The sequence below is a fragment of the Streptomyces albireticuli genome (assembly GCF_002192455.1).
Lineage (GTDB): Bacteria > Actinomycetota > Actinomycetes > Streptomycetales > Streptomycetaceae > Streptomyces > Streptomyces albireticuli_B.
The window spans coordinates 7,576,474-7,603,424 of sequence record NZ_CP021744.1; the positions used below are offsets into that span (position 1 = coordinate 7,576,474).

Sequence of the window (26,951 nt, forward strand, 5' to 3'; positions counted from 1 at the left end):
AAAGGACGGACGTACCATGACCGCCTCCTCCCGAGAATTACCCGCCCTCACCCTGGAGCAGCCCGAGCTGCTCCAGGTGAGCCCCCTGCTGCGCGAACTCCAGGAGCAGGGGCCGATCCACCGGGTGCGCACCCCCGCCGGGGACGAGGGGTGGCTGGTGACCCGCCACGCCGAGCTCAAGGAACTGCTGCACGACGAGCGCGTCGGTCATACGCACCCCGACCCGGCGAACGCGCCCCGCTACGTCAGGAATCCGTTCCTGGACCTGATGATCACCGACACCGACGCGGAGGCGGGCCGCCGGAGCCACGCCGAGATGCGCCGCCTGCTCACGCCGATGTTCTCCGCCCGGCGGGTCCGCGAGATGGAGCCGAAGGTGGTGGCGGTCGTCGACGCCGCCCTGGACCGCTTCATCGCCCAGGGTCCGCCCGCCGACCTGCACAGCGGCCTCTCCGTGCCGATCGCCCTGACGGTGCTCTGCGACATCATCGGCATCCCGCCGCACAGCCGCGAGCAGCTGACCACGTTGCTGTCCAAGATGGCCCTGCTGGTCGACCGGGAGAGCGTGCAGCACGGACAGCGCGAGCTCTTCGCGTTCGTCGAAGGCATCGTCGCGCTCAAGCGGACCGAGCCCGGTGACGACATCCTCACCCGGCTGTCCGAGGGCGGGCTTCCCGACGAGCGCGTGGCGCTGCTGGGAGTCGGCCTGCTGTTCGCCGGCCTGGACAGTGTCGTGACGTTCCTGGACCACGGTGTGGTGCTCCTGGCCGACCACCCCGAGGAGCGCGAGGCCGCCCTGGCGGACCCGGACCGGATGACGTACGCCGTGGAGGAGATCCTGCGGTCCGCCAAGGCCGGCGGGTCGATCCTGCCGCGCTACGCCTCCGAGGACGTCGAGATGGCCGGCGTGACGATGCGGGCCGGAGACCTGGTCCTCTTCGACTTCAGCCTCCCCAACTTCGACGAGCGGGTCTTCGGTGAGCCGGAGCGGTTCGACACGACCAGGTCCCCCAACCCGCACCTGACCTTCGCCCACGGGATGTGGCACTGCATCGGGGCGCCGCTGGCGCGCATCGAGCTGAGGACGCTCTACACCCGGCTGTTCACCCGGCTGCCCGGCCTGCGCCTGGCACGCCGGTCGGACGACCTGCGGGTGCTCGACGGCCAGTTGTCCGGCGGTCTCACGGAGCTGCCCGTGACCTGGTAGCCAGGTCGCCCGCCGGTTCCCGGCACCCTCGCCCGTACGCACCGCTTCGCTCCGGCCATGTCGCCGGGGCCGTGCGTACGGGCGACGTGTTTTAGGGAAACCCGCAGTCCACCTTGGACGAGGATGGCTGTGAAAATGGGTCAGACGTGAGTGTCGACGCTCTGTGCCCCAGATCCGGCATTCCACCGAGGGGTTGGCTTCCTGATGTCCAACGAGGAGAAGCTGCGCGAGTACCTCAAGCGCGCGATCGCAGATCTGCACGAGACTCGCCAGCAATTGGGCGAGACCGAGCAGAAGCAGCGCGAGCCCATCGCGATCGTCTCCATGGCCTGCCGCTTCCCCGGGGGCGTGCGCTCACCGGAAGAGCTGTGGCAGCTGGTCCGGGACGGCGTCGACGTGGTCTCCTCCTTCCCCGGCAACCGTGGCTGGGACCTCGAAGGGCTCTACCACCCCGACCCGGACCACCCGGGCACCTCCTACTCCCGTGAGGGCGGATTCCTCCACGACGTGGGCGAGTTCGACCCCGGGTTCTTCGGCATCTCGCCGCGCGAGGCGCTCGCCATGGACCCCCAGCAGCGGCTCCTCCTGGAGACCGCCTGGGAGGCCGTCGAACGGGCCGGCATCGACCCGGAGTCCCTCGCCGGCAGCAGCACCGGAGTGTTCGTCGGCACCGGCCACGACGGCTACGACGACAGTGCCCGCCGCACGGACGAGGTCGGCGGGCACCTGCTGACCGGCAACCTCATCAGCGTCGCCTCCGGCCGGATCTCCTACGCCCTCGGTCTTGAGGGCCCCGCCCTGACCGTCGACACGGCCTGCTCCTCCTCGCTGGTGGCACTGCACCTGGCGGCGCACTCGCTGCGCCGGGGCGAGTGCTCCCTCGCCCTCGTGGGCGGCGCGACCGTGATGGCCACCCCGAAGCTGTTCGTGGACTTCTCCCGCCAGCGGGGCCTCGCCGCCGACGGCCGCTGCAAGCCGTTCTCGGCGGCTGCCGACGGCACCGGCTGGAGCGAGGGCGTCGGCCTGGTGGTGGCCGAGCGGCTCTCCGACGCGCTGCGCAACGGCCACCCCGTCCTCGCCGTGCTGAAGGGCTCCGCCGTCAACCAGGACGGCGCCTCCAACGGTCTCACCGCTCCGAACGGCCCGTCCCAGCAGCGCGTCATCCGCCAGGCCCTGGCGAACGCCGGGCTCACCGCCGCCGACGTCGACGCGGTGGAGGCCCACGGCACCGGCACCACGCTCGGCGACCCCATCGAGGCACATGCCCTCCTCGCCACCTACGGGCAGCAGCGCCCCGACGACCGGCCCGTCCTCATCGGCGCCCTCAAGTCCAACATCGGCCACACCCAGTCCGCGGCGGGCATCGCCGGCGTCATGAAGATGGTCATGGCGATGCGGCACGGAGAGCTGCCCGGCACCCTGCACCTGGACGAGCCCAGCCCCCACGTCGACTGGGCCGAGGGCAACGCCAGGCTCCTGACGGCGGCCGAGCCCTGGCCCGAGACCGACCGGCCGCGCCGCGCCGCCGTCTCCTCCTTCGGCATCAGCGGCACCAACGCCCACGTCGTCCTGGAACAGGCGCCCCCGCGCGAGACCGAACCGGCACCCGCCCCGGCCACGAGGCCCGGCGCCCTGCCCTGGATCCTGTCCGCGCGGACCGGCGACGCCCTACGGGCCCAAGCCGCGCGGCTCGCCCGCCATGTCCGTACCCTGCCCCACCTCGAACCGGCCGCCGTCGCCCACTCCCTCGTGTCCGCCCGGTCCCTCATGGAGCACCGCGCCGCCGTCGTCGCCGAGGACCGGGACGCGTTCCTCGCCGGCCTGGACGCCCTCGCCGAGGACCGCACCGCCGCCGGCCTGGTGACCGGCGTCGCCGCCAAGGCGCCCCTCGCCTTCCTCTTCTCCGGCCAGGGCTCCCAGCGCCCCGGCACGGGACGCGAGCTGTACGAGGCCCACCCCGAGTTCGCCAAGGCGTTCGACGCGGTATGCGCCGAGCTCGACCCGCACCTGGAGAGGCCCGTCCGCGACGTCGTCCTCGCAGAGGAGGGCACGGCCGACGCCGCCCTCCTCGACCGGACCGCGTACACCCAGGCCGCGCTCTTCGCCCTGGAGACCGCCCTGTTCCGGCTCGTCGAGTCCTGGGGCATGGCACCGCAGTTCCTCGCCGGCCACTCCATCGGCGAGCTCACCGCCGCCCACGTGGCGGGCGTCCTCTCCCTGGAGGACGCCGCCCGGCTGGTCGCCGCGCGCGGCACCCTCATGCAGGCGCTGCCCGAGGGCGGCGCCATGGTCGCGGTCCAGGCCACCGAGGAGGAGATCCTCGCCTCCCTCGCCGGACACGAGGACCACGCCGCCCTCGCCGCGGTCAACGGGCCCGACTCCACGGTCATTTCGGGCGACGAGGAGACCGTCGCCCTGATCGCCGCCCGGTGGGAGGAGCGGGGCCGCCGCACCAAGCGGCTGCGGGTGAGCCACGCCTTCCACTCCCCGCGCATGGACGGCATGCTGGAGGACTTCCGGGCCGTCGCCGAGAGCCTCACCTTCCACGCCCCCCGCATCCCCGTCGTGTCCACGGTGACCGGCGAGCTCGCCACCGCCGAGCAGCTGCGCTCGCCCGAGTACTGGGTCCGGCAGGTCCGCGAAGCCGTCCGCTTCCACACCGCCGTACGCACCCTGGCGGCCGCGGGCGTCACCACCTTCGTGGAGGTCGGCCCCCGCGGCGTGCTCACCCCCATGGTCCAGGACTCCCTGGCCGGCCTCGAAGAGCCCGTCGCCGTCCCCCTCCTGCGCACCGGCCGCCCCGAGACGCAGGCCCTCGCCGAGGCCGTCGCCACCGCCTCCGCGCACGGCGCCCGCGTCGACTGGTCCGCCTGCCTCGGCACGCCCGGCGCCACCCCCGTCGAGCTGCCGACCTACCCCTTCCAGCGCCAGTGGTACTGGCTGGACCCGGCCGGCACGACCGGCGAGGGCCCGGCCACCGAAGCGGGCGAAGCCGGATTCTGGGAAGCCGTCGAGGGGGAGGACCTGGAAGGCCTGTCGGCCGTCCTCGCCCTCGACGGGAACGAGGCCGACCAGCTGGGCAGCCTCCTCCCCACCCTCTCGGCCTGGCGCAGGCTGCGCAGGACCCAGGCGACGGCGGACGGCTGGAGCTACCGCGCGCACTGGACGCCCCTCACCACCTCCACCGGCCCCACGGCCACCGGGAACTGGCTCGTCGTCCTGCCCGCCGCGGCCACCGACGACCCCTGGGCCGCCCGGCTCCTCGACACCCTCCGCGAACAGGGCCTGCGCACCGAGTCGTTCGTCCTGCCCGAGGCCGGCGGCTTCGAGCTGCCGGACGGGCCCTTCGACGGCGTCCTCTCCCTCCTCGCCCTCGACGAGGCCACCCACCCGGACCTCCCCTCCGTACCGCGCGGCCTGACCGCCACCACCGCCCTCCTGCGCGCCCTGGAGACCGCGGACACCCGGGCACCGCTGTGGTGCGTGACCCGCGGCGCCGTCGCCGTCGACCGGCGGGACCCGCTCACCGCCCCTGTGCAGGCCCAGGTGTGGGGCCTCGGCCGGGTGGTCGCCCTGGAGTCCCCGCAGAGCTGGGGCGGCCTCGTCGACCTCCCCGAGAACGTGGACGCCCGGATCGTCTCCGGTCTCCTCGACACCCTCGCCCGGGGCGAGGACCAGGTCGCCGTCCGGCCCGCCGGCACCTTCGCCCGCCGCCTGGCACGCATCGCGCCCGGCGGCGACACCGGCGCCGGGTGGACCGCCCACGGCACGGTCCTCGTCACCGGCGGCACCGGCGCGCTGGGCGCGGAGCTCGCGCACTGGCTGGCGGACGCCGGAGCGGAACACCTCCTCCTGCTCGGCCGCCGGGGCCTGGAAGCCCCCGGCGCCCGCGAACTCGCGGCCGCGCTCGCCGACCGCGGCACCAAGGTCACCGTCACCGCCTGCGACGCCGCGGACCGCGACGCCCTGGCCGCCGTCCTCGCCGGCATCCCCGAGGACCTGCCGCTGACCGGTGTCGTCCACGCCGCGGGCGTCCTCGACGACGGCGTGCTCGACGCGCTCACCCCCGGGCACTTCGAGACCGTCCTGCGCCCCAAGGCCACCGCCGCCCGCAACCTGCACGAGCTCACCCAGGACCTCGGCCTGGAGATGTTCGTGCTGTACTCCTCGGTCGCCGGCGTCCTCGGCAACGCCGGACAGGCGAACTACGCCGCGGCGAACGCCTTCCTCGACGCCCTCGCCGAACAGCGGCGCGGCGCGGGGCTGCCCGCCACCTCCGTCGCCTGGGGCCCCTGGGCCGAGCACGGCATGGCCACGGACGGCGACCTCGCCGACCGGCTGAGCCGCGACGGACTGCTCCCCATGGCCGCGGGCCCCGCACTCGCCGCCCTGCGCCAGGCCCTCGCCCAGGACCTGACGACCGTGACCGTCGCCGACATCGACTGGGCCGCCTACGCCGCCGCCCTCACGGCCGTCCGCCCCAACCCCCTCATCGGCGACCTGCCCGAGGTCCGCCGCGCCCTTGATTCCGGCGGCCGCCCGCGCGAGCGGCGCTCCCCGCTGCGCGACCGCATCGGCGCCCTGCCGCCCGCCGAACAGGAACGGGCCCTCCTCCAGACGGTGCGGGAGGAAGCCGCCAAGGTCCTCGGTCACCCCACCCCGGACACCGTCGACACCCAGCGGGCCTTCCGCGAGATGGGCTTCGACTCACTGATGGCGGTCGAGCTGCGCAACCGGGTCTCCGCGGCGGTGGGCCTCCGGCTGCCCGCCACCCTGCTCTACGACCACCCCAGCTGCACCGCGATCGCCGAGTACCTGCGCGAGGAGATCCTGGGCACCACGGGGCCCGCCGCGCTCGTGGCGCCCTCGGCCGCCGCCCTCGACGAACCCGTCGTCATCGTCGGCATGGCCTGCCGCTTCCCCGGCGGCGTGAACACCCCGGACGACCTCTGGCGCCTGCTGTCCGAGGGCGAGGACGCGATCTCCCCGCTCCCCGGCGACCGGGGCTGGGACCTCGACCGGCTCTACCACCCCGACCCCGACCACCAGGGCACGAGCTACGCGCGCCACGGCGGCTTCCTCGACGACGCGGCAGGCTTCGACGCGGACTTCTTCGGCATCTCGCCGCGCGAGGCGCTCGCCATGGACCCCCAGCAGCGCCTGCTCCTGGAGACCACCTGGGAGGCCCTCGAACACGCGGGCATCGACCCGGAGACCCTGCGGGGAAGCAGCACCGGCGTCTTCGCCGGCACCAACGCCCAGGACTACCGCACGGTTCTGGACGCGGCACGCGACGAGGTCGCCGGCCACGCCCTCACCGGCAACGCCATGAGTGTGATCTCCGGCCGGGTCTCCTACACCTTCGGCTTCGAGGGCCCGGCCGTCACGGTCGACACGGCCTGCTCGTCGGCGCTGGTCGCCCTGCACATGGCGGTCCAGTCCCTGCGGTCGGGCGAGTGCTCGCTCGCCCTCGCCGGCGGTGTGACGGTGATGTCGTCGCCGTCCGCCTTCGTGGAGTTCTCCCGGCAGCGCGGACTGGCCCCCGACGGCCGCTGCAAGCCCTTCGCGGCGGGCGCCGACGGCACCGGCTGGAGCGAAGGCGCCGGCCTGCTGCTCGTGGAGCGGCTCTCCGACGCCCGCCGCAACGGACACCGCGTGCTCGCGGTGGTGCGCGGCACGGCCGTCAACCAGGACGGCGCGTCGAACGGCCTCAGCGCCCCCAGCGGCCCGTCCCAGCAGCGCGTGATCCGCCAGGCCCTGGCCAACGCCGACCTCACCGCGGCCGACATCGACGCCGTCGAGGCCCACGGCACCGGCACCGCCCTCGGTGACCCCATCGAGGCCCAGGCCCTCCTCGCCACCTACGGACAGGACCGGCCCGAGGGCCGCCCCCTCCTGCTGGGTGCCGTGAAGTCCAACCTCGGACACACCCAGGCCGCCGCGGGCGCGGCGGGCGTGATGAAGATGGTGCTGGCGATGCGCCACGGGGTGCTGCCCCGCACCCTGCACCTCGACGAGCCCACCCCGCACGTCGACTGGACCGACGGCACGGTCGAGCTGCTCACCGAGCGCACCGAATGGCCCGGCACGGGCCTCCCGAGGCGGGCCGCCGTCTCCGCGTTCGGCATCAGCGGCACCAACGCGCACGTGATCCTCGAACAGCCCGGGACCGAAGAGCCCGAGACCCCGGCCGACGCCCCCGAGGCACCGGCCACCGAGTCCGGGGACACGCTGCCGCTGCTGCTGTCCGGCAGGACCGAGGAGGCCCTGCGCGCCCAGGCCGAGCGCCTGCTGTCCCACCTCGGCGCCGAGCCCGCACCGCGGCTCACGGACGTCGCCTGGACCCTGGCGACGGCCCGCACCCGCTTCCCCCACCGCGCCGCCGTCCAGGCCGGTGACCACGACACCGCGGTACGCGCCCTGACCGCCCTGGCCGCGGGCGACGCCGACGCCTCCCTCGTCACGGGCACCGCGCGGACGGGCAAGGACGCCGTCCTCTTCTCCGGTCAGGGTTCGCAGCGTTTGGGGATGGGCCGGGAGCTGTACGCCCGGTTCCCCGTCTTCGCCGATGCTTTCGACGCGGTGTGCGCGGGGCTGGACGAGCACCTGGACCGCCCCCTGCGGGATGTGGTGTGGGGTGAGGACGCGGAGCTGCTGAACCAGACCGCGTACGCGCAGACGGCCCTGTTCGCCATCGAGGTGGCGCTGTTCCGGCTGGTCGAATCGTGGAACGTGCGGCCGGAGTTCGTGGCCGGGCACTCCGTCGGTGAGATCGCCGCCGCGCACGTCGCCGGCGTCTTCTCGCTGACCGACGCCTGCGCGCTCGTAGCGGCACGCGGCCGGCTCATGCAGGCCCTGCCCTCGGGCGGCGCCATGGCGGCGATCCGGGCCACCGAGGACGAGATCCGCCCCCACCTGAACGACGACGTCACCATCGCGGCCGTCAACGGCCCGTCGTCGGTCGTGGTCTCCGGCACGGAGGCGGCCGTCGAGGCGGTCCGTTCCCGCTTCGAGGACGAGGGCAGGAAGACCAGCCGCCTCCGGGTCTCGCACGCCTTCCACTCGCCCCTGATGGACCCCATGCTGGACGAGTTCCGCGCCGTCGCCGAGGGCCTCGCCTACGGCACGCCGGAGCTCACCGTCGTCTCGAACGTCACCGGCGCCCCGGCCACCGCCGAGCAGCTGTGCGCGGCCGAGTACTGGGTGACCCACGTCCGCGAGGCCGTACGGTTCGCCGACGGCGTCCGCGCCCTCCACACCGAGGGCGTGACGCGCCTCCTGGAGCTGGGGCCCGACGGCACGCTCTCGGCCATGGCCCGTGAGTCGCTGCCGGACGAGACGGCCACCGTGCCCGCCTTGCGCAAGGACCGCCCGGAGGAGACGGCGCTCCTCACCGCTCTCGCCCACCTGCACGTCCAGGGCGCCGTCGCCGACTGGGCCGCGTTCTTCACCGGCACCGGCGCGCACACCGTCGACCTGCCCACGTACGCCTTCCAGCACCAGCGGTTCTGGCCCACGCCCGGACTCACCGGCCCCGGGGACATCGGCGCCGCCGGCCTGGAAGCCGCCGGGCACCCGCTGCTCAGCGCCGCCGTGGAACTGTCCGACAGCGACGGCCTGCTGTTCACCACCCGTCTGTCCCTCCAGTCCCACCCCTGGCTCGCCGACCACGTCATCATGGGCTCGGTGCTGCTGCCCGGCACGGCGTTCGTCGAACTCGCCGTCCGCGCCGCCGACGAGGTGGGCTGCGACCGGATCGACGACCTCACCCTGGCCGCGCCGCTCGTCCTCCCCGAGCACGGCGGCGTCCAGCTGCAACTGCGCGTCGGCCCCGCCGACGAGTCCGGCAACCGCACCCTCAGCGCCCGTTCCCGGCCCGAGGGCGACGGCGACCGCCCGTGGACGCGGCACGCGACCGGCGTCCTCGCGACGGCGGAGCGGGCCGCCGAACCCGGCCATGACTTCCGGGCCGGACCCTGGCCGCCCACCGGCGCCGAGCCCGTCGACGTGACCGGCCTCTACCAGGGCTTCGCCGACGGAGGATTCGACTACGGACCCCACTTCCGGGGCCTGCGGGCGGCATGGCGCCGCGGCGACGAGGTGTTCGCCGAGGTCGCCCTGCCCGAGGTCGCCGAGGGTGACGCGCCCGCGTACGGGCTGCACCCGGCCCTGCTCGACGCGGCCCTGCACGTCTGCGCCTTCAACGGCGTGGACCAGGGCGTCGTGCCCTTCTCCTGGGAGGGCGTCTCGCTCCACGCCTCCGGCGCCTCGGCGGTACGGGTACGCGTCGTCCGGCACGGCGCGGACGCCGTGTCCGTCGACGTCGCCGACACCGAGGGCGGACCGGTCGCCACGGTCGACACGCTGACCGTACGGGCCGTCTCCGCCGACCAGCTGGACGGCGGCGCGAGCCCCGTGGGGCGCGACGCGCTGTTCCACGTCACGTGGAACCCCCTGCGCCTGCCCCCGGCCGGCACCGCGGAGACCGTGGCCACGATCGGCACCCTCCCCGGCGCACCGTTCGACAGCCACGCCGACGTGGAGTCCCTGGCGGGATCCGGCCGGGTGCCGGGCACGGTGCTGGCACCGGTGACACCCGGCTCCGGCGACGTGGTGGAGTCGGCACACGCCACGGCGGCCCGGGCGCTGGACCTGATCCGGTCGTGGCTGGCGGACGACCGGCTCGCGGAGTCGCGGCTGGTGTTCGTCACCCGCGGCGCCGTCTCCGGCGACGACCTCGCCGCCGCCACCGTGTGGGGCCTGGTGCGCTCGGCACAGTCCGAGAACCCCGGCCGCTTCGGCCTGGTGGACCTGGAGGGCGACGCCGATGTGACGGTGCTGCCCCGGGCCCTGGCCTCGGACGAGCCCCAACTGCTCGTACGCGGCGGCGAGGCCATGGCCGCCCGGCTGGCCCGCGCGCAGACCCAGGCGCGGAACGCCCCCGCCTGGGACGCGACCGGCACGGTCCTGATCACCGGCGGTACGGGCGGCCTCGGCCGTGTGATGGCCCGTCACCTGGTGGAGCGCGGGGTGGGCAGCCTGGTGCTGGTCAGCCGCCGCGGCCCGGCCGCCGAAGGCGCCGGGGAACTGGTGGCCGAGCTGCGCCGGAACGGCGCCGAGGCGACCGTGGAAGCGTGCGACGTGACGGACCGCGCCGCCGTCGCCGACCTGGTGGACCGGCACGGCATCACCGCCGTCGTGCACACGGCCGGCGTCCTCGACGACGGCGTGGTGGGATCCCTCACCCCGGAACGGCTGGCGGCCGTCATGCGGCCGAAGGTCGACGCCGCGTGGAATCTCCACGAGGCCACCAAGGACCTGGAACTCGACGCCTTCGTCGTCTTCTCCTCCGTGGCGGGCACCATAGGCAGCGCGGGACAGGGCAACTACGCGGCGGGCAACACCTTCCTCGACGCCCTGGCCCACCACCGCCGCGCGGCGGGCCTCCCGGCCGTGTCGCTGGCGTGGGGCCCCTGGTCCCAGGACGGCGGCATGACCGGCACCCTGTCGGAAGCCGACCTCCAGCGCATCGCCCGCCAGGGCATGCCCGAACTCACCCCCGCCGAGGGCACGGCGCTCTTCGACGCCGCACTGGCCACCGACGCCGCCCTCGTCCTCCCCGTACGCTTCGACCTGGCCGAGCTGCGCGAACAGGACGACGTCCCCACTCTGCTGCGCGGGCTGATCCGGACCCGTACCCGCCGCTCGGCCGTCGCCGGCTCGGCAGCGGCCTCCGGCCTGCTCGGCCGCCTGTCCGGACTGGGTGCCGCCGAACGCCGCGAGACGCTCCTGGACCTGGTACGCGCCCAGGTCGCCGTGGTCCTCGGCCACGCGAACCCGCTGACGGTCGACCCGGCCCGGGCCTTCCAGGAACTCGGCTTCGACTCCCTGACGGCCGTCGAACTGCGCAACCGCGTCAACAAGGCCACGGGCCTGCGCCTTTCGGCCACCGCCGTCTTCGACTACCCGACGGCGGACGCGCTGGTCGGCTTCCTGCTCGACGAGCTGTTCGGCGGGCAGCCGGAGGAGCGGGTGCCGTCCCTGGCCGGCGCCCCGGCGGCGACCGCCGACGACCCCGTCGTCATCGTCGGTATGAGCTGCCGCTACCCGGGCGGCGTGGCCTCGCCCGAGGACCTGTGGCGCCTGGTGTCGGACGGCGTGGACGCCGTCTCCGGCTTCCCGGCCGACCGCGGCTGGGACATCGAGTCGCTCTACAACCCCGACCCGGACGCCCTCGGCACCTCCTACACCCGCTCCGGCGGATTCCTCCACGAGGCCGGGGACTTCGACCCCGAGTTCTTCGGCATGAGCCCCCGGGAGGCGCTGGCCACGGACTCGCAGCAGCGGCTCCTGCTGGAGTCCACCTGGGAGGCGATCGAGCGCGCGGGCATCGACCCGGCGACCCTGCGCGGCAGCCGGACCGGCGTCTTCGCCGGTGTGATGTACACCGACTACAGCGAGATCCTCGTCGGCGACCAGTACGAGGGCTACCGCGGCAACGGCAGCGCCGCCAGCATCGCCTCCGGCCGGGTGTCGTACACCTTCGGCTTCGAGGGCCCGGCCGTCACGGTCGACACCGCCTGCTCCTCGTCCCTGGTCGCCCTGCACTGGGCGGCCCAGGCGCTGCGCTCCGGCGAATGCTCACTGGCCCTGGCGGGCGGTGTGACGGTGATGTCGACGCCCACGACGTTCGTGGAGTTCTCGCGCCAGCGCGGGCTGTCCGCGGACGGCCGGTGCAAGGCGTTCTCCGACGCGGCCGACGGCGTCGGCTGGGGCGAAGGCGTCGGCATGCTGGTGCTGGAGCGTCTGTCGGACGCCCGCCGCAACGGGCACCGGGTGCTGGCGGTCGTCCGCGGCTCCGCGGTCAACCAGGACGGCGCGTCGAACGGCCTGACCGCGCCCAACGGCCCGTCCCAGCAGCGCGTGATCCGGCAGGCCCTGGCCAGCGCCGGGCTGTCCGCGGCGGACGTGGACGCGGTGGAGGCGCACGGCACCGGCACCACGCTGGGCGACCCCATCGAGGCCCAGGCCCTGCTGGCCACCTACGGCCAGGACCGCCCCGAGGACCGCCCGCTGCTCCTGGGCACGGTGAAGTCGAACATCGGCCACGCGCAGGCCGCCTCCGGCGTCGCCGGCGTGATCAAGATGGTCATGGCGATGCGCCACGGCGTCCTGCCCAGGACCCTGCACATCGACGAGCCGTCGTCGCACGTGGACTGGTCGGCGGGGGCCGTGGAGCTCCTCACCGAACCGGCCGAGTGGCCGGAGTCCGGCCGTCGCCGCGCGGGCGTCTCCTCCTTCGGCGTCAGCGGTACGAACGCGCACGTCATCCTGGAACAGCCGGAGCCGGCCGAGGCGGCGGAGACGGCACCGGAGCCCGGCAGCGACGTCCTGCCCGTGGTGCTCTCGGGCAGGAACGAGGCGGCCCTGCGCGGCCAGGCTGCACGCCTGCTGTCCTACGTGGCCGGCCACGACGAGCTGCCCGCCCGGGACATCGGCTACTCCCTGGCCGTGGGCCGGTCGAGCTTCGCCCACCGCGCGGTGGTGTGGGGCGTGGAGCGGTGCGACCTGGTGCGCGCCCTGTCGGCCGTCGCGGTCGGCGAGAGCGGCCCGGGTGTGGTCGCGGGGGCGGTGAGTGCCGGTAAGTCGGCGTTCCTGTTCTCGGGTCAGGGTTCGCAGCGTTTGGGGATGGGCCGGGAGCTGTACGCCCGGTTCCCCGTCTTCGCCGATGCTTTCGACGCGGTGTGCGCGGGCCTGGACGAGCACCTGGACCGCCCCCTGCGGGATGTGGTGTGGGGTGAGGACGCGGAGCTGCTGAACCAGACCGCGTACGCGCAGACGGCCCTGTTCGCTGTTGAGGTGGCGCTGTTCCGGTTGGTCGAATCGTGGGGTGTGCGGCCGGAGTTCGTGGCCGGTCACTCGGTCGGTGAGATCGCCGCCGCGCACGTGGCGGGAGTCTTCTCGCTGACGGACGCCTGCGCGCTGGTGGCGGCACGTGGTCGGCTGATGCAGGCTCTGCCCACCGGTGGTGCCATGGTCGCCGTCCAGGCGGAGGAAGCCGAGGTGCTTCCGCTGTTGACGGAGGGGGTGTCGATCGCTGCGGTCAACGGTCCGTCGTCGGTGGTGGTCTCCGGGGCCGAGGAGGCCGTGGAGGCGATCCGCTCGCACTTCGCGGGTGAGGGGCGCAGGACCAGCAGGCTGCGGGTCTCGCACGCCTTCCACTCGCCCTTGATGGAGCCGATGCTGGACGGCTTCCGGGAGATCGTGGCCGGGCTGTCGTTCGGCGAGCCGAGGATCCCGGTGGTCTCCAACCTGACGGGCCGGCTCGCCGAGTCCGGGCAACTGGCCTCCGCCGACTACTGGGTGCGTCACGTCCGCGAAGCGGTGCGCTTCGCGGACGGGATGAGCGCCTTGGAGGCGGAAGGGGTGACGCGGTTCCTGGAGCTCGGCCCCGACGGTGTCCTGTCTGCCATGGCCCGCGAGTCGGTGTCGGAGGACGCCGTGCTCACGCCCGTCCTGCGCAAGGACCGGCCCGAGGACACGGCCGCTCTGGAAGCCCTGGCCCAGCTGTACGTCCAGGGCGTAAGGGTGGACTGGGCGGCGATGTTCGCCGGTACGGGTGCCCGGCAGGTGGACCTGCCGACGTACGCGTTCCAGCACGAGCGGTTCTGGCCCTCGGGCGGGGTGGCGCGTGCGGGTGATGTGCGGTTCGCGGGTCTGGGTTCGGCGGAGCACCCGTTGCTGGGTGCCGCGGTCGAGCTGGCAGGTTCCGGCGGGCTGCTGTTCACCGGGCGGCTGTCGGTGTCGTCGCATGCGTGGCTTGCGGATCATGTGGTGATGGGTTCGGTGCTGGTGCCGGGTACGGCGCTGGTGGAGCTGGCCCTGCGCGCGGCCGACGAGGTCGGCTGCGACCTGCTGGAGGAACTGACCCTTGCCGCGCCGCTGGTGCTGCCCGCCTCGGGTGGCGCTGTGCAGGTGCAGGTATGGGTCGGTGAGCCCGACGAGTCGGGTCGCCGCTCGGTGGCGGTGCACTCCCGCCAGGGCGACGAACCGTGGACCCTGCACGCCGGTGGCTCGGTGACCACCGGGGCCGAGCCCCAGCGGTTCGACACCACGACATGGCCCCCGAAGGGTGCCGAGCCCGTCGATGTGACGGGCTGCTACGAGCAGTTCGCGGAGGCCGGATTCCTGTACGGGCCGGCGTTCCAGGGGCTCCAGGCGGCTTGGAAGCTCGGTGACGACGTGTTCGCCGAGGTCCGGCTCCCCGAGGGGACAGACGGTGCCGCCTACGGCCTGCACCCCGCCCTCTTCGACGCCGCGCTCCACGCGTCGGCGTTCGGCGGGGGAGACGACGCGGGCGGCGTCCCGTTCTCGTGGGCCGGCGTGTCGCTGCACGCCGCCGGCGCCTCGGAGCTCCGTGTCCGTGTCCGCCGCGTCGAGAGCGGGATGTCGATAGCGATGGCGGACGCGGCCGGCGCGCCGGTCGCCTCGGTGGACTCGCTGGCCCTGCGGCCGGTCTCCGCCGACCAGTTGCGGACCGGCGACCGGGACTCCCTCTTCACGCTCGACTGGGCACCCGTGCCGCTCACGGACGCACGCGTCGAGCTCGCGACGGGCCCGGACGGAGAACCGCTCCGGACGTACACGGACCTGGCGTCCCTCGCCGACGGCGAGGCTCCCGAGGTCGTGCTGGTCGCCCAGGACGCCGGTTCCGCCGGCGCCGTGGAGTCCGTGCACACCGGCGCCGCCTGGGCGCTGGGCCTGGTGCGGTCGTGGCTGGCGGACGACCGGTTCGCGGAGTCGCGGCTGGTCTTCGTGACCCGTGGCGCGGTCTCCGGTGACGATCTCGCCGGCGCCTCCGTGTGGGGCCTGGTGCGGTCGGCGCAGTCGGAGAGCCCGGGCCGGTTCGGCCTGGTGGACCTGGGTGACGACGCCGATACGGCGCTGCTGCCGCAGGCGCTCGCCACGGACGAGCCTCAGCTTCTGCTCCGTGACGGTCAGGCCCTGGCGGCCCGGCTCGCCCGGGCGGAGACGCGAGTCACCGCTGAGGTCACGTGGGACACGTCCGGGACGGTCCTGATCACCGGTGGTACGGGTGGCCTCGGACGCGTGATGGCGCGTCACCTGGTGGCCGAGCGCGGGGTGCGGAGCCTGCTGCTGGTCAGCCGCCGCGGCCTCGCCGCCGAGGGTGCCGAGGAGCTCGTCGCGGAGCTGGCGGAGCAGGGCGCCGACGTGAAGGTCGAGGCGTGCGATGTGACCGACGGGGCCGCTGTGGCGGACCTGGTGGCACGGCACTCCGTCACCGCCGTCGTGCACACCGCGGGTGTTCTGGACGACGGTGTGATTTCCTCGCTGACCGCGGACCGGCTGTCGGCCGTTCTGCGGCCGAAGGTCGACGCGGCGTGGAACCTCCACGAGGCGACGAAGGACCTGGACCTCGACGCGTTCGTCGTCTTCTCCTCCGTGGCAGGTACGTTCGGCAGCGCCGGCCAGGCCAACTACGCGGCCGGTAACGCCTTCCTGGACGCGCTGGCCCGCTACCGCCGTGCCCATGGCCTTCCGGCGGCCTCGCTGGCGTGGGGCCCGTGGTCCCAGGACAGCGGTATGACCGGCACGCTCACCGAAGCCGACCTCCAGCGGATCGCCCGTTCCGGGATGCCGCCGCTGTCGGCCGAGGAAGGCGTCACCCTCTTCGACGCCGCCCTCGCCACCGCCGAGCCGATGCTGCTCCCCGTCCGCCTCGACCTCGCGGCCCTGCGCGCCCAAGGCGAGCCCCAGCCGCTGCTGCGCGGTCTGATCCGGACCCGCACCCGCCGCACGACCGCCTCCGGCTCGGCCGCGGCCTCCGGCCTCGTACAGCGCCTGGCCGGGCTGTCCGAAGGCGAGCGGCGCGCCGTGCTGCTGGACCTGGTGCGCGAGCGGATCGCGGCCGTCCTGGGCCACGCCCGGCCGGAGACGGTCGACGCGTCCAAGGCCTTCCAGGAGCTCGGCTTCGACTCCCTGACGGCGATCGAACTCCGCAACAAGCTGGGCAAGGCCACCGGGCTGCGGCTGTCGGCGACGGCCGTGTTCGACTACCCGACCGCCGACGCCCTGGCGGACCACCTCCTCGACGAACTGTTCGGCGCGGACACCGAGGAACTCCTCCCCGTGCCCGCCCTGCCGCCGCTGACGGACGACCCGGTCGTCATCGTCGGCATGAGCTGCCGCTACCCCGGCGGAGTCACCTCCCCGGAGGACCTCTGGCGGCTGGTGTCGGACGGCGTGGACGCGGTCTCCGGCTTCCCGGCCGACCGCGGCTGGGAGATCGAGGACACCTACGACCCGGAGCGCGAGGGCGCCATCGCCACCCGCTCCGGCGGATTCCTCCACGACGCGGCGGAGTTCGACCCCGAGTTCTTCGGCATGAGCCCCCGGGAGGCCCTGACCACCGACGCCCAGCAGCGCCTGCTGCTGGAGACCACCTGGGAGGCCCTCGAACGCGCCGGCATGGACCCGGCCGCGCTGCGCGGCAGCCGCACCGGCGTCTTCGCCGGCGTGATGTACCACGACTACTCCCAGCTCCTCGCCGGGCGCGAGTTCGAGGGGTACCAGGGCAGCGGCAGCGCGGGCAGCGTGGCGTCGGGCCGGGTGTCGTACACCTTCGGCTTCGAGGGCCCGGCCGTCACGGTCGACACGGCGTGCTCGTCGTCGCTGGTGGCGCTGCACCTGGCCGCGCAGTCACTGCGCTCGGGCGAGTGCTCGCTCGCCCTCGCGGGCGGCGTGACGGTGATGTCGACCCCGCTGACCTTCGTGGAGTTCTCCCGCCAGGGCGGGCTCTCCCCGGACGGGCGCTGCAAGGCGTTCGCCGACGGCGCCGACGGCGTGGGCTGGGCCGAGGGCGCCGGCATCCTGGTGCTGGAACGGCTCTCGGACGCGCGCCGGAACGGACACCGGATCCTGGCGACCGTGCGCGGCAGCGCCGTGAACCAGGACGGCGCCTCCAACGGCCTCACCGCCCCCAACGGCCCGTCCCAGCAGCGGGTGATCCGGCAGGCGCTGGCCAGCGGTGGCCTGTCCACCGCGGACGTCGACGTCGTCGAGGCCCACGGCACCGGCACGACCCTGGGCGACCCCATCGAGGCCCAGGCGCTGCTGGCGACCTACGGGCAGCACCGGCCGGAGGACCGTCCGCTGCTGCTCGGCACGGTGAAGTCGAACATCGGTCACACACAGGCCGCGGCGGGCGTCGCGGGTGTGATCAAGATGGTGATGGCGATGCGCCACGGCGAACTCCCGCGCACGCTGCACGTCGACGCCCCGTCGAGCCACGTCGACTGGTCGGCGGGGGCCGTGGAGCTGCTGACCGAGCCGGCCGCCTGGCCCGAGGGGGACCGGCCGCGGCGCGCGGGCGTGTCCTCGTTCGGGATCAGCGGCACGAACGCGCACGTGATCCTCGAACAGCCCGAGCCGGAGCCGGCCGGGCCCGGGGAGGAGCCGTCGGACACGGAGGACCTCGTCCCGTTCGTGGTGTCCGGCAAGTCCGCGCCCGCGCTGCGGGCCCAGGCCGCCCGTCTGCTGTCCCACCTCGCCCACGAGCCCGGACAGCGGCTCACGGACGTCGCGTACTCCCTCGCGACCGCCCGTTCGGGCTTCCACCACCGCGCGGTGGTGCTGGCCGCGGACCGGGACGCCCTGCTGCGCTCGCTGTCCGCCCTGGCCGAGGGCCGGAGCGAGGCGGACATCGCGGCGGAAGGCGAGACCCGCGCGGGCAAGCGTGCCTTCCTGTTCTCGGGTCAGGGTTCGCAGCGGCTGGGGATGGGCCGGGAGCTGTACGCCCGGTTCCCCGTCTTCGCCGACGCTTTCGACGCCGTGTGCGCGGGGCTGGACGAGCACCTGGACCGCCCCCTGCGGGATGTGGTGTGGGGTGAGGACGCGGAGCTGCTGAACCAGACCGCGTACGCCCAGACGGCCCTGTTCGCCGTCGAGGTGGCGCTGTTCCGGCTCATGGAGGCGTGGGGCGTGCGCCCCGACCACCTGATGGGTCACTCGGTCGGTGAGATCGCCGCCGCGCACGTCGCGGGAGTCTTCTCGCTGGCGGACGCCTGCGCGCTGGTGGCGGCACGGGGCAGGCTGATGCAGGCCCTGCCCACGGGCGGCGCGATGGCGGCCATCGGGGCGGCGGAGGCCGAGGTCCTTCCGCTGTTGACGGAGGGGGTGTCGATCGCTGCGGTCAACGGTCCGTCGTCGGTGGTGGTCTCCGGGGCCGAGGAGGCCGTGGAGGCGATCCGCTCGCGCTTCGCGGGTGAGGGAAACAGGACCAGCAGGCTGCGGGTCTCGCACGCCTTCCACTCGCCCTTGATGGAGCCGATGCTGGACGAGTTCCGGGAGGTCGCCGAGCGCGTGACATACGGCGTGCCGGGCATCCCGGTCGTCTCCAACGTCACCGGCGAGCCGGCCACCACCGGACAACTGGGCTCGGCCGAGTACTGGGTCCGCCACGTCCGCGAGGCCGTACGGTTCGCCGACGGCGTCCGCGCACTGGAGGCCCAGGGCGTGACCGAGTTCCTGGAGCTCGGCCCCGACGGCGCCCTCTCCGCGCTCGCCGCGGACTCCGCGCAGGACGGAGCCGTCTTCGCCCCGGCCCTGCGCAAGGACCGCGCCGAGGAACCGGCGCTGCTCACGGCCCTGGCACGGCTGCACGTCCAGGGCGTGCCGGTCGACTGGGCGGCCGTCTTCGCCGGCACCGGCGCCCGGCAGGTGGACCTGCCGACGTACGCCTTCCAGCGGGCGCGGTTCTGGCCCGCCGCGACCGGCGCCCGCTCCGGCGACGTCCGGTCGGCGGGTCTGGGTTCGGCGGAGCACCCGCTGCTGGGTGCCGCGGTCGAGCTGGCGGGGTCCGGTGGGCTGTTGTTCACGGGCCGTCTGTCGATGTCGTCGCACCCGTGGCTTGCGGATCATGTGGTGATGGGTTCGGTGCTGGTGCCGGGTACGGCATTGGTGGAGCTGGCCCTGCGTGCGGCCGATGAAGTGGGCTGCGACGTGCTGGAGGAGTTGACGCTCGCGGCGCCGCTGGTGCTGCCGGTTTCCGGTGGCGGTGTGCAGGTGCAGGTGTGGGTCGGTGAGCCCGAGGAGTCGGGTCGCCGCTCGGTGGCGGTGCACTCGCGTGAGGGTGACGAACCGTGGACGCTGCACGCGAGCGGTGCCCTGACCAGTGGTGCCGAACCGGTGGCGTTCGACACCTCGGTCTGGCCTCCGAAGGGTGCCGAGTCCGTCGATGTGGCGGGCTGCTACGAGCGGTTCGCGGACGCCGGGTTCGCCTACGGCCCGGTGTTCCAGGGCCTCCAGGCGGTCTGGAAGCTCGGTGACGACGTCTTCGCCGAGGTCCGGCTCCCCGAGGGCACGGACGGTGCGGCCTATGGTCTGCACCCGGCCCTCTTCGACGCCGCACTGCACGCGTCGATGGCCGCCGGGGGAGAGACCGAAGGCGCCGTCCCGTTCTCGTGGACCGGCGTGTCGCTGCACGCCTCCGGTGCCTCGCACATCCGCGTCCGTATCCGTGACGTCGACGGCGGAGCGTCGCTCGCGATCGTGGACCCGGCGGGCGCGCCCGTCGCCTCGGTCGAGTCGCTCGTCGTACGTCCGGTCTCCGCGGACCAGCTGCGGACCGGCGACCGGGACTCCCTCTTCACGCTCGACTGGACCGGAGTCCAGCTCACCGGTGAGCCCCTCGGGTCGCTCGCCGTACTGGGGGAGGACACCGAGCACCTCTTGAAGGAGCTCCGGCTCCAGACCCACGCGGATCTGGAAGCCCTCGCCGGGAACGGCGTTCCCGACGTCGTGCTCGTCCCGGCGTCCGCGGGTTCCGCCGGCACAGTGGAGTCCGTGCACGCGGCGACTGCCCGGGCGTTGGGTCTGGTGCGGTCGTGGCTGGCGGACGAGCGGTTCGCGGAGTCGCGGCTGGTGTTCGTGACCCGTGGCGCCGTTTCCGGTGACGACCTCGCGGGTGCCGCTGTGCGCGGTCTGGTGCGGTCGGCGCAGTCGGAGAGCCCGGGCCGGTTCGTTCTGGTGGATCTGGAGGGTGACGCCGATGTGAGGGTGCTGTCTCGGGCACTGGCCACCGATGAGCCTCAGCTGCTGATCCGTGACGGTCAGGTTCTCGCGGCCCGGCTCGCCCGGGCGGAGACGCGGAGCACGGCGGATGTCGTCTGGGACGCTTCCGGCACGGTTCTGATCACCGGTGGTACAGGTGGTCTCGGTCGTGTGATGGCGCGTCACCTGGTGGCGGAGCACGGAGTGCGGAGCCTGCTGCTGGTCAGCCGTCGAGGTCCGGCCGCCGAAGGCGCCGAGGCCCTCGTCGCCGAGCTCGCCGGCCAGGGCGCCGACGTGACCGTCGAGGCGTGTGATGTCACCGACCGGGCCGCTGTGGCGGACCTGGTGGCGCGCCACTCCCTCACCGCCGTCGTGCACACCGCCGGCATTCTCGACGACGGTGTCGTCGCGTCGCTGACCGCGGACCGGCTCGCCGCCGTTCTGCGGCCGAAGGTCGACGCCGCGTGGAACCTCCACGAAGCGACCGAGGAGCTGGACCTCGACGCGTTCGTCGTCTTCTCCTCCGTCGCCGGTACGTTCGGCAGCGCGGGGCAGGCCAACTACGCCGCGGGCAACGCGTTCCTCGACGCCCTGGCCCACCACCGCCGGGCACGAGGGCTGACCGCGGTGTCCCTGGCATGGGGCCCGTGGTCCCAGGACGGCGGTATGACCGGCACCCTGTCGGACGCCGACATCCAGCGCATGGCCCGTTCCGGGATGCCGCCGCTGTCGGCCGGAGAGGGGGCGGCACTGTTCGACGCCGCCCTCGCCGCCACCGGGCCCATGGTGCTCCCGGTGCGTCTGGACCTCGCGGCCCTGCGCGCTCAGGGCGAGCCCCAGCCGCTGCTGCGCGGTCTGATCCGTACCCGTACCCGGCGTACGTCGGCGTCCGGTTCGGCTGTCGCGTCCGGCCTCGTACAGCGCTTGACCGGACTGTCCACGGCGGACCGGCGTGAGGTGCTGCTGGACGTCGTACGCGGGAAGATCGCGGCGGTCCTCGGACACGCCGGATCCGCCGAGATCGACCCGACCCGGGCGTTCCAGGACCTCGGCTTCGATTCCCTGACGGCCGTCGAGCTGCGCAACCGGCTCAACGACGTGACCGGCCTGCGTCTCCCGGCCACGGCCGTGTTCGACTACCCGACGGCGGACGCCATGGTGGGCCTGCTGCTGGACGAACTGTTCGGCGCGGAGCCCGTGGTGTCGTCGCCGGTCCGGGTACCGGCCGTCGTCACGGACGATCCTGTGGTGATCGTAGGGATGAGCTGCCGCTTCCCCGGCGGAGTCACCTCCCCGGAGGACCTGTGGCGGCTGGTGTCGGACGGCGTGGACGCGGTCTCCGGCTTCCCGGCCGATCGCGGCTGGGACGTGGAGGCGCTCTACAACCCCGACCCCGAGCACACGGGGACGAGCTACACCCGCGCGGGCGGATTCCTCAAGGAGGCGGCGGAGTTCGACCCCTCGTTCTTCGGGATGAGCCCCCGGGAGGCGCTGGCGACGGACTCGCAGCAGCGACTGCTCCTGGAGACCACCTGGGAGGCGCTCGAACGCGCCGGCATCGACCCGGCCGCACTCCGTGGCAGCCAGACCGGTGTCTTCGCGGGCGTGATGTACAACGACTACGCGAACCTCGTCTCCGGACCCGAGTTCGAGGGTCACCAGGGCAGTGGCAGCGCGGGCAGTGTGGCGTCGGGCCGGGTGTCGTACACCTTCGGTTTCGAGGGCCCGGCCGTCACGGTCGACACGGCGTGCTCGTCGTCGCTGGTGGCGCTGCACCTGGCCGCGCAGTCGCTGCGGTCGGGCGAGAGCTCACTGGCCCTGGCGGGCGGTGTGACGGTGATGTCGACGCCGACGACGTTCGTGGAGTTCTCCCGCCAGCGCGGTCTCTCCCCGGACGGCCGGTGCAAGGCGTTCGCCGACGGCGCCGACGGCGTCGGCTGGGGCGAGGGCGTGGGCATGCTCGTCCTGGAGCGTCTGTCGGACGCGCGCCGGAACGGACACCGGATCCTGGCGACGGTGCGAGGCAGCGCCGTGAACCAGGACGGTGCCTCCAACGGCCTCACGGCGCCCAACGGCCCGTCGCAGCAGCGGGTGATCCGTCAGGCGCTGGCGAGCGCCGGTCTGTCGACGGCGGACGTGGACGCGGTGGAGGCGCACGGCACGGGCACCACGCTGGGCGACCCGATCGAGGCCCAGGCCCTGCTGGCCACCTACGGTCAGGACCGCCCCGAGGACCGTCCGCTGCTCCTGGGCTCGGTGAAGTCGAACATCGGTCACGCGCAGGCCGCGGCGGGCGTCGCGGGTGTGATCAAGATGGTGATGGCGATGCGCCACGGTGAGCTCCCGCGCACCCTGCACGTGGACGCGCCGTCGTCGCACGTGGACTGGTCGGCCGGAGCTGTGGAGCTCCTCACCGAGCCGACCGCCTGGCCGGAGGGCTCCGGACCGCGGCGCGCCGGTGTCTCCTCGTTCGGGATCAGCGGTACGAACGCGCATGTGATCCTTGAGCAGCCCGCTCGGGCCGAGGAGCCTCAGGCCGGCGCGGACACGGACGGGCTCGTGCCGTTGGTGGTGTCCGCGAAGTCCCCGACCGCGCTGCGGGCCCAGGCCGCACGGCTGCTCTCCCGTCTCGACGCCGACCCCGGGCTGCGGGCCGCGGATCTGGCCTACTCGCTGGTGACGGCCCGGTCGAGCTTCGGGCACCGCGCGGTGGTGTGGGGCGCCGGCCGACAGGATGTACTGCGGTCCCTGTCCGCACTGGCCGTCGGTGAGACGGGTACGGGTGTGGTCGCGGGTGCCGTGGGCGCCGGGAAGTCGGCGTTCCTGTTCTCGGGTCAGGGTTCGCAGCGTTTGGGGATGGGCGGGGAGCTGTACGCCCGGTTCCCTGTCTTCGCGGAGGCTTTCGACGCGGTGTGCGCGGGCCTGGACGAGCATCTGGAGCGCCCGCTGCGGGATGTGGTGTGGGGTGAGGACGCGGAGCTGCTGAACCGGACCGCGTACGCGCAGACGGCCCTGTTCGCTGTTGAGGTGGCGCTGTTCCGGTTGGTCGAATCGTGGGGTGTGCGGCCGGAGTTCGTTGCCGGTCACTCCGTCGGTGAGATCGCCGCCGCGCACGTCGCCGGCGTCTTCTCGCTGACCGACGCCTGCGCGCTCGTAGCGGCACGTGGCCGGCTGATGCAGGCCCTGCCCACCGGTGGTGCCATGGTCGCCGTCCAGGCGGAGGAAGCCGAGGTGCTTCCGCTGCTGACGGAGGGGGTGTCGATCGCGGCGGTCAACGGTCCGTCGTCGGTGGTCGTCTCGGGCGCGGAAGAGGCTGTCCTTGCCGTCGTGGCGCACTTCGAGAACGAAGGCAGGAAGTCGAGCAGGCTGCGGGTCTCGCACGCGTTCCACTCGCCGTTGATGGAGCCGATGCTGGACGGCTTCCGGGAGGTCGTGGCCGGGCTGTCGTTCGGCGAGCCGAGGATCCCGGTGGTTTCCAACCTGACGGGCCGGCTCGCCGAGCCTGAGCAGTTGGCCTCCGCCGACTACTGGGTGCGTCACGTGCGCGAAGCGGTGCGCTTCGCGGACGGGGTTCAGACCCTGAGCGCGGAAGGCGTGACGCGGTTCCTGGAGCTCGGCCCCGACGGCGTCCTCTCGGCCATGGCCCGGGAATCCCTGCCTGAGGCGACTGCTCCTGTTCCCCTCCTGCGCAAGAACCGGGACGAGGAGGCAGCCGTATTCGGTGCCTTGGCCGAGCTGTATGTCCAGGGCGTAAGGGTGGACTGGGCGGCGATGTTCGCCGGTACGGGTGCCCGGCAGGTGGACCTGCCGACGTACGCGTTCCAGCACGAGCGGTTCTGGCCTTCGGGCGGGGTGGCGCGTGCGGGTGATGTGCGGTTCGCGGGTCTGGGTTCGGCGGAGCACCCGCTGCTGGGTGCCGCGGTCGAGCTGGCAGGTTCCGGCGGGCTGCTGTTCACCGGGCGGCTGTCGGTGTCGTCGCATGCGTGGCTTGCGGATCATGTGGTGATGGGTTCGGTGCTGGTGCCGGGTACGGCGCTGGTGGAGCTGGCCCTGCGCGCGGCCGACGAGGTCGGCTGTGACGTGCTGGAGGAGTTGACGCTCGCGGCGCCGCTGGTGCTGCCGGTTTCCGGTGGCGGTGTGCAGGTGCAGGTGTGGGTCGGTGAGCCCGAGGAGTCGGGTCGCCGCTCGGTGGCGGTGCACTCGCGTGAGGGTGACGAACCGTGGACCCTGCACGCGAGCGGTGCCCTGACCAGTGGTGCCGAACCGGTGGCGTTCGACACCTCGGTCTGGCCTCCGAAGGGTGCCGAGTCCGTCGACGTGGCGGGCTGCTACGAGCGGTTCGCGGACGCCGGGTTCGCCTACGGCCCGGTGTTCCAGGGCCTCCAGGCGGCTTGGAAGCTCGGTGACGACGTGTTCGCCGAGGTCCGGCTCCCCGAGGGTACGGACGGTGCGGCCTACGGCCTGCACCCCGCCCTCTTCGACGCCGCGTTGCACGCGTCGATGGCCGCCGGGGGAGACGGCGCGGGCGCCGTCCCGTTCTCGTGGACCGGCGTGTCGCTCCATGCCTCCGGTGCCTCGCAGGTCCGGGTGCGCCTGAGCCTCGCCGAGGGCGGTGTGTCGATCGCGATGGCCGACCCGGCGGGTGCGCCGGTCGCCTCCGTGGACTCGCTCGTCGTGCGTCCGATCTCCGCCGATCAGCTGCGGGCCGGTGACCGGGACTCCCTCTTCACCCTCGACTGGGCCCGTGTCGAGCTCACCGGTGAGCCCCTCGGATCGCTCGCCGTACTCGGCGAGGACGCCGAGGGCCTGCTGAACGGACTCTCCCTGCCGGTCCACACGGATCTGGACGCCTTGACCGGGGCGGACGTCCCCGAGGCCGTACTCGTCGCGCAGCGCCTCGACGCCGGCGACACCGTGGAGGCCGTGCACGTGGCGACCGCCCGGGCGCTGGATCTGGTGCGGGCGTGGCTGGCGGACGAGCGTTTCGCGGAGTCGCGGCTGGTGTTCGTGACCCGTGGCGCGACGTCCGGCGAGAACCTCGCCGGCGCCGCGGTCCAAGGGCTGATCCGCTCCGCGCAGTCGGAGAACCCCGGCCGCTTCGGCCTGGTGGACCTGGACGGCGACGGCGATGCCGCGGTGGAGGTGAAGGCGCTTCCCCAGGCCCTCGCTTCCGACGAGCCGCGACTGCTGCTCCGTGACGGCCAGGCCCTCGCGGCCCGTCTCGCCCGAGTGGAGACACAGGGCATCGCCGATGTCACGTGGGACGCTTCCGGCACGGTCCTGATCACCGGTGGTACGGGTGGCCTGGGCCGGATCCTCGCTCGTCACCTGGTGACGGTGCACGGGGTGCGGAGCCTGCTCCTGGTCAGCCGCAGCGGCCTCGCCGCCCAAGGAGCCGAGGAGCTCGTCGCCGAGCTCGCCGGGCAGGGCGCCGACGTGAAGGTCGAGGCGTGCGACGTGACCGACGGGGCCGCTGTGGCGGACCTGGTGGCACGCCACTCCGTCACCGCCGTCGTGCACACCGCCGGCGTCCTCGACGACGGTGTGATCGCGTCGCTGACCGCGGACCGGCTCGCCGCCGTTCTGCGGCCGAAGGTCGACGCCGCGTGGAACCTCCACGAAGCGACGAAGGACCTGGACCTCGACGCGTTCGTCGTCTTCTCCTCCGTCGCCGGTACGTTCGGCAGCGCCGGCCAGGCCAACTACGCGGCCGGTAACGCCTTCCTGGACGCCCTGGCCCACCACCGCCGGGCGGCGGGCCTTCCCGCCGTGTCCCTGGCGTGGGGCCCCTGGGCCCAGGACGGCGGCATGACCGGCACCCTCACGGACGCCGACCTCCAGCGGATCGCCCGTTCGGGCATGCCCGAGCTGTCGGCGGAGGAGGGCGTCGCCCTCTTCGACACCGCCGTGGCCGGCGCCGAGCCGATGCTGCTCCCCGTCCGCCTGGACCTCGCGGCCTTGCGCGCCCAAGGAGAGCCTCTGCCGCTGCTGCGCGGTCTGATCCGGACCCGTACCCGGCGCACGACCGCGTCCGGTACGGCCGCGGCGTCCGGCCTCGTGCAGCGTCTGACCGGGCTGTCCTCGGCCGAGGCGCGCGAGGTCGTGCTGGAGACCGTACGTGGCCAGGTCGCGGCCGTACTGGGCCATGACGGAGCCGCGGAGATCGACCCGGACCAGGCCTTCCAGGACCTCGGGTTCGACTCCCTGACGGCGATCGAGCTCCGCAACCGGCTGAGCACCCTCGCCGAGGTCCGGCTGCCGGCGACGCTCCTCTTCGACTACCCGACGCCGGCGGAGCTCGTCGACCACCTCCTCACCCGGATCGCACCCGAGTCGGCCTCCGGCCCGGAAGCGCTCCTGAGCGAGCTCGACAGGCTGGAGAAGGCGTTCGGTGGACTTGACGTCACTGAGGAGGCCCACGAGCAGATAGCGGGCCGCCTGGAGGTGCTCATGGCGAAGTGGGGCGCCCTGCGGGACGCCGGCGCGGGAGCCGACCGTGAAGCCGCCTCGGACGACGAGGACTTCGACTTCGACTCGGCCTCCGACGACGAGGTCTTCGACCTCCTCGACAACGAGCTCGGACTGTCCTGACCGATCCGGCAGGCACGACGAAGCGGCCCGCACCGGGAACATCCGGTGCGGGCCGCTTCGTCGTGCCGGGCGGGAAGAGAGG

At 73.7% G+C, this 26,951-nt stretch carries 2 protein-coding genes; both read left to right on the forward strand.

From position 1 onward, the window contains the following. Positions 1–16 precede the first annotated feature (16 nt). A complete protein-coding gene (locus SMD11_RS32330) occupies positions 17–1,207 on the forward strand; it encodes a cytochrome P450 (protein WP_087929814.1) in 1,191 nt (396 codons plus the stop codon). A gap of 204 nt (positions 1,208–1,411) precedes the next feature. Next, a complete protein-coding gene (locus SMD11_RS32335; protein ID WP_087929815.1) occupies positions 1,412–26,869 on the forward strand; it encodes a type I polyketide synthase in 25,458 nt (8,485 codons plus the stop codon). Positions 26,870–26,951: the final 82 nt, after the last annotated feature.

Excerpts from the sequence above, each read along its gene's own strand:
- SMD11_RS32330 (WP_087929814.1), top strand. The coding sequence starts at position 17 with ATGACCGCCTCCTCCCGAGAATTACCCGCCCTCACCCTGGAGCAGCCC.
- SMD11_RS32335 (WP_087929815.1), top strand. The coding sequence starts at position 1,412 with ATGTCCAACGAGGAGAAGCTGCGCGAGTACCTCAAGCGCGCGATCGCA.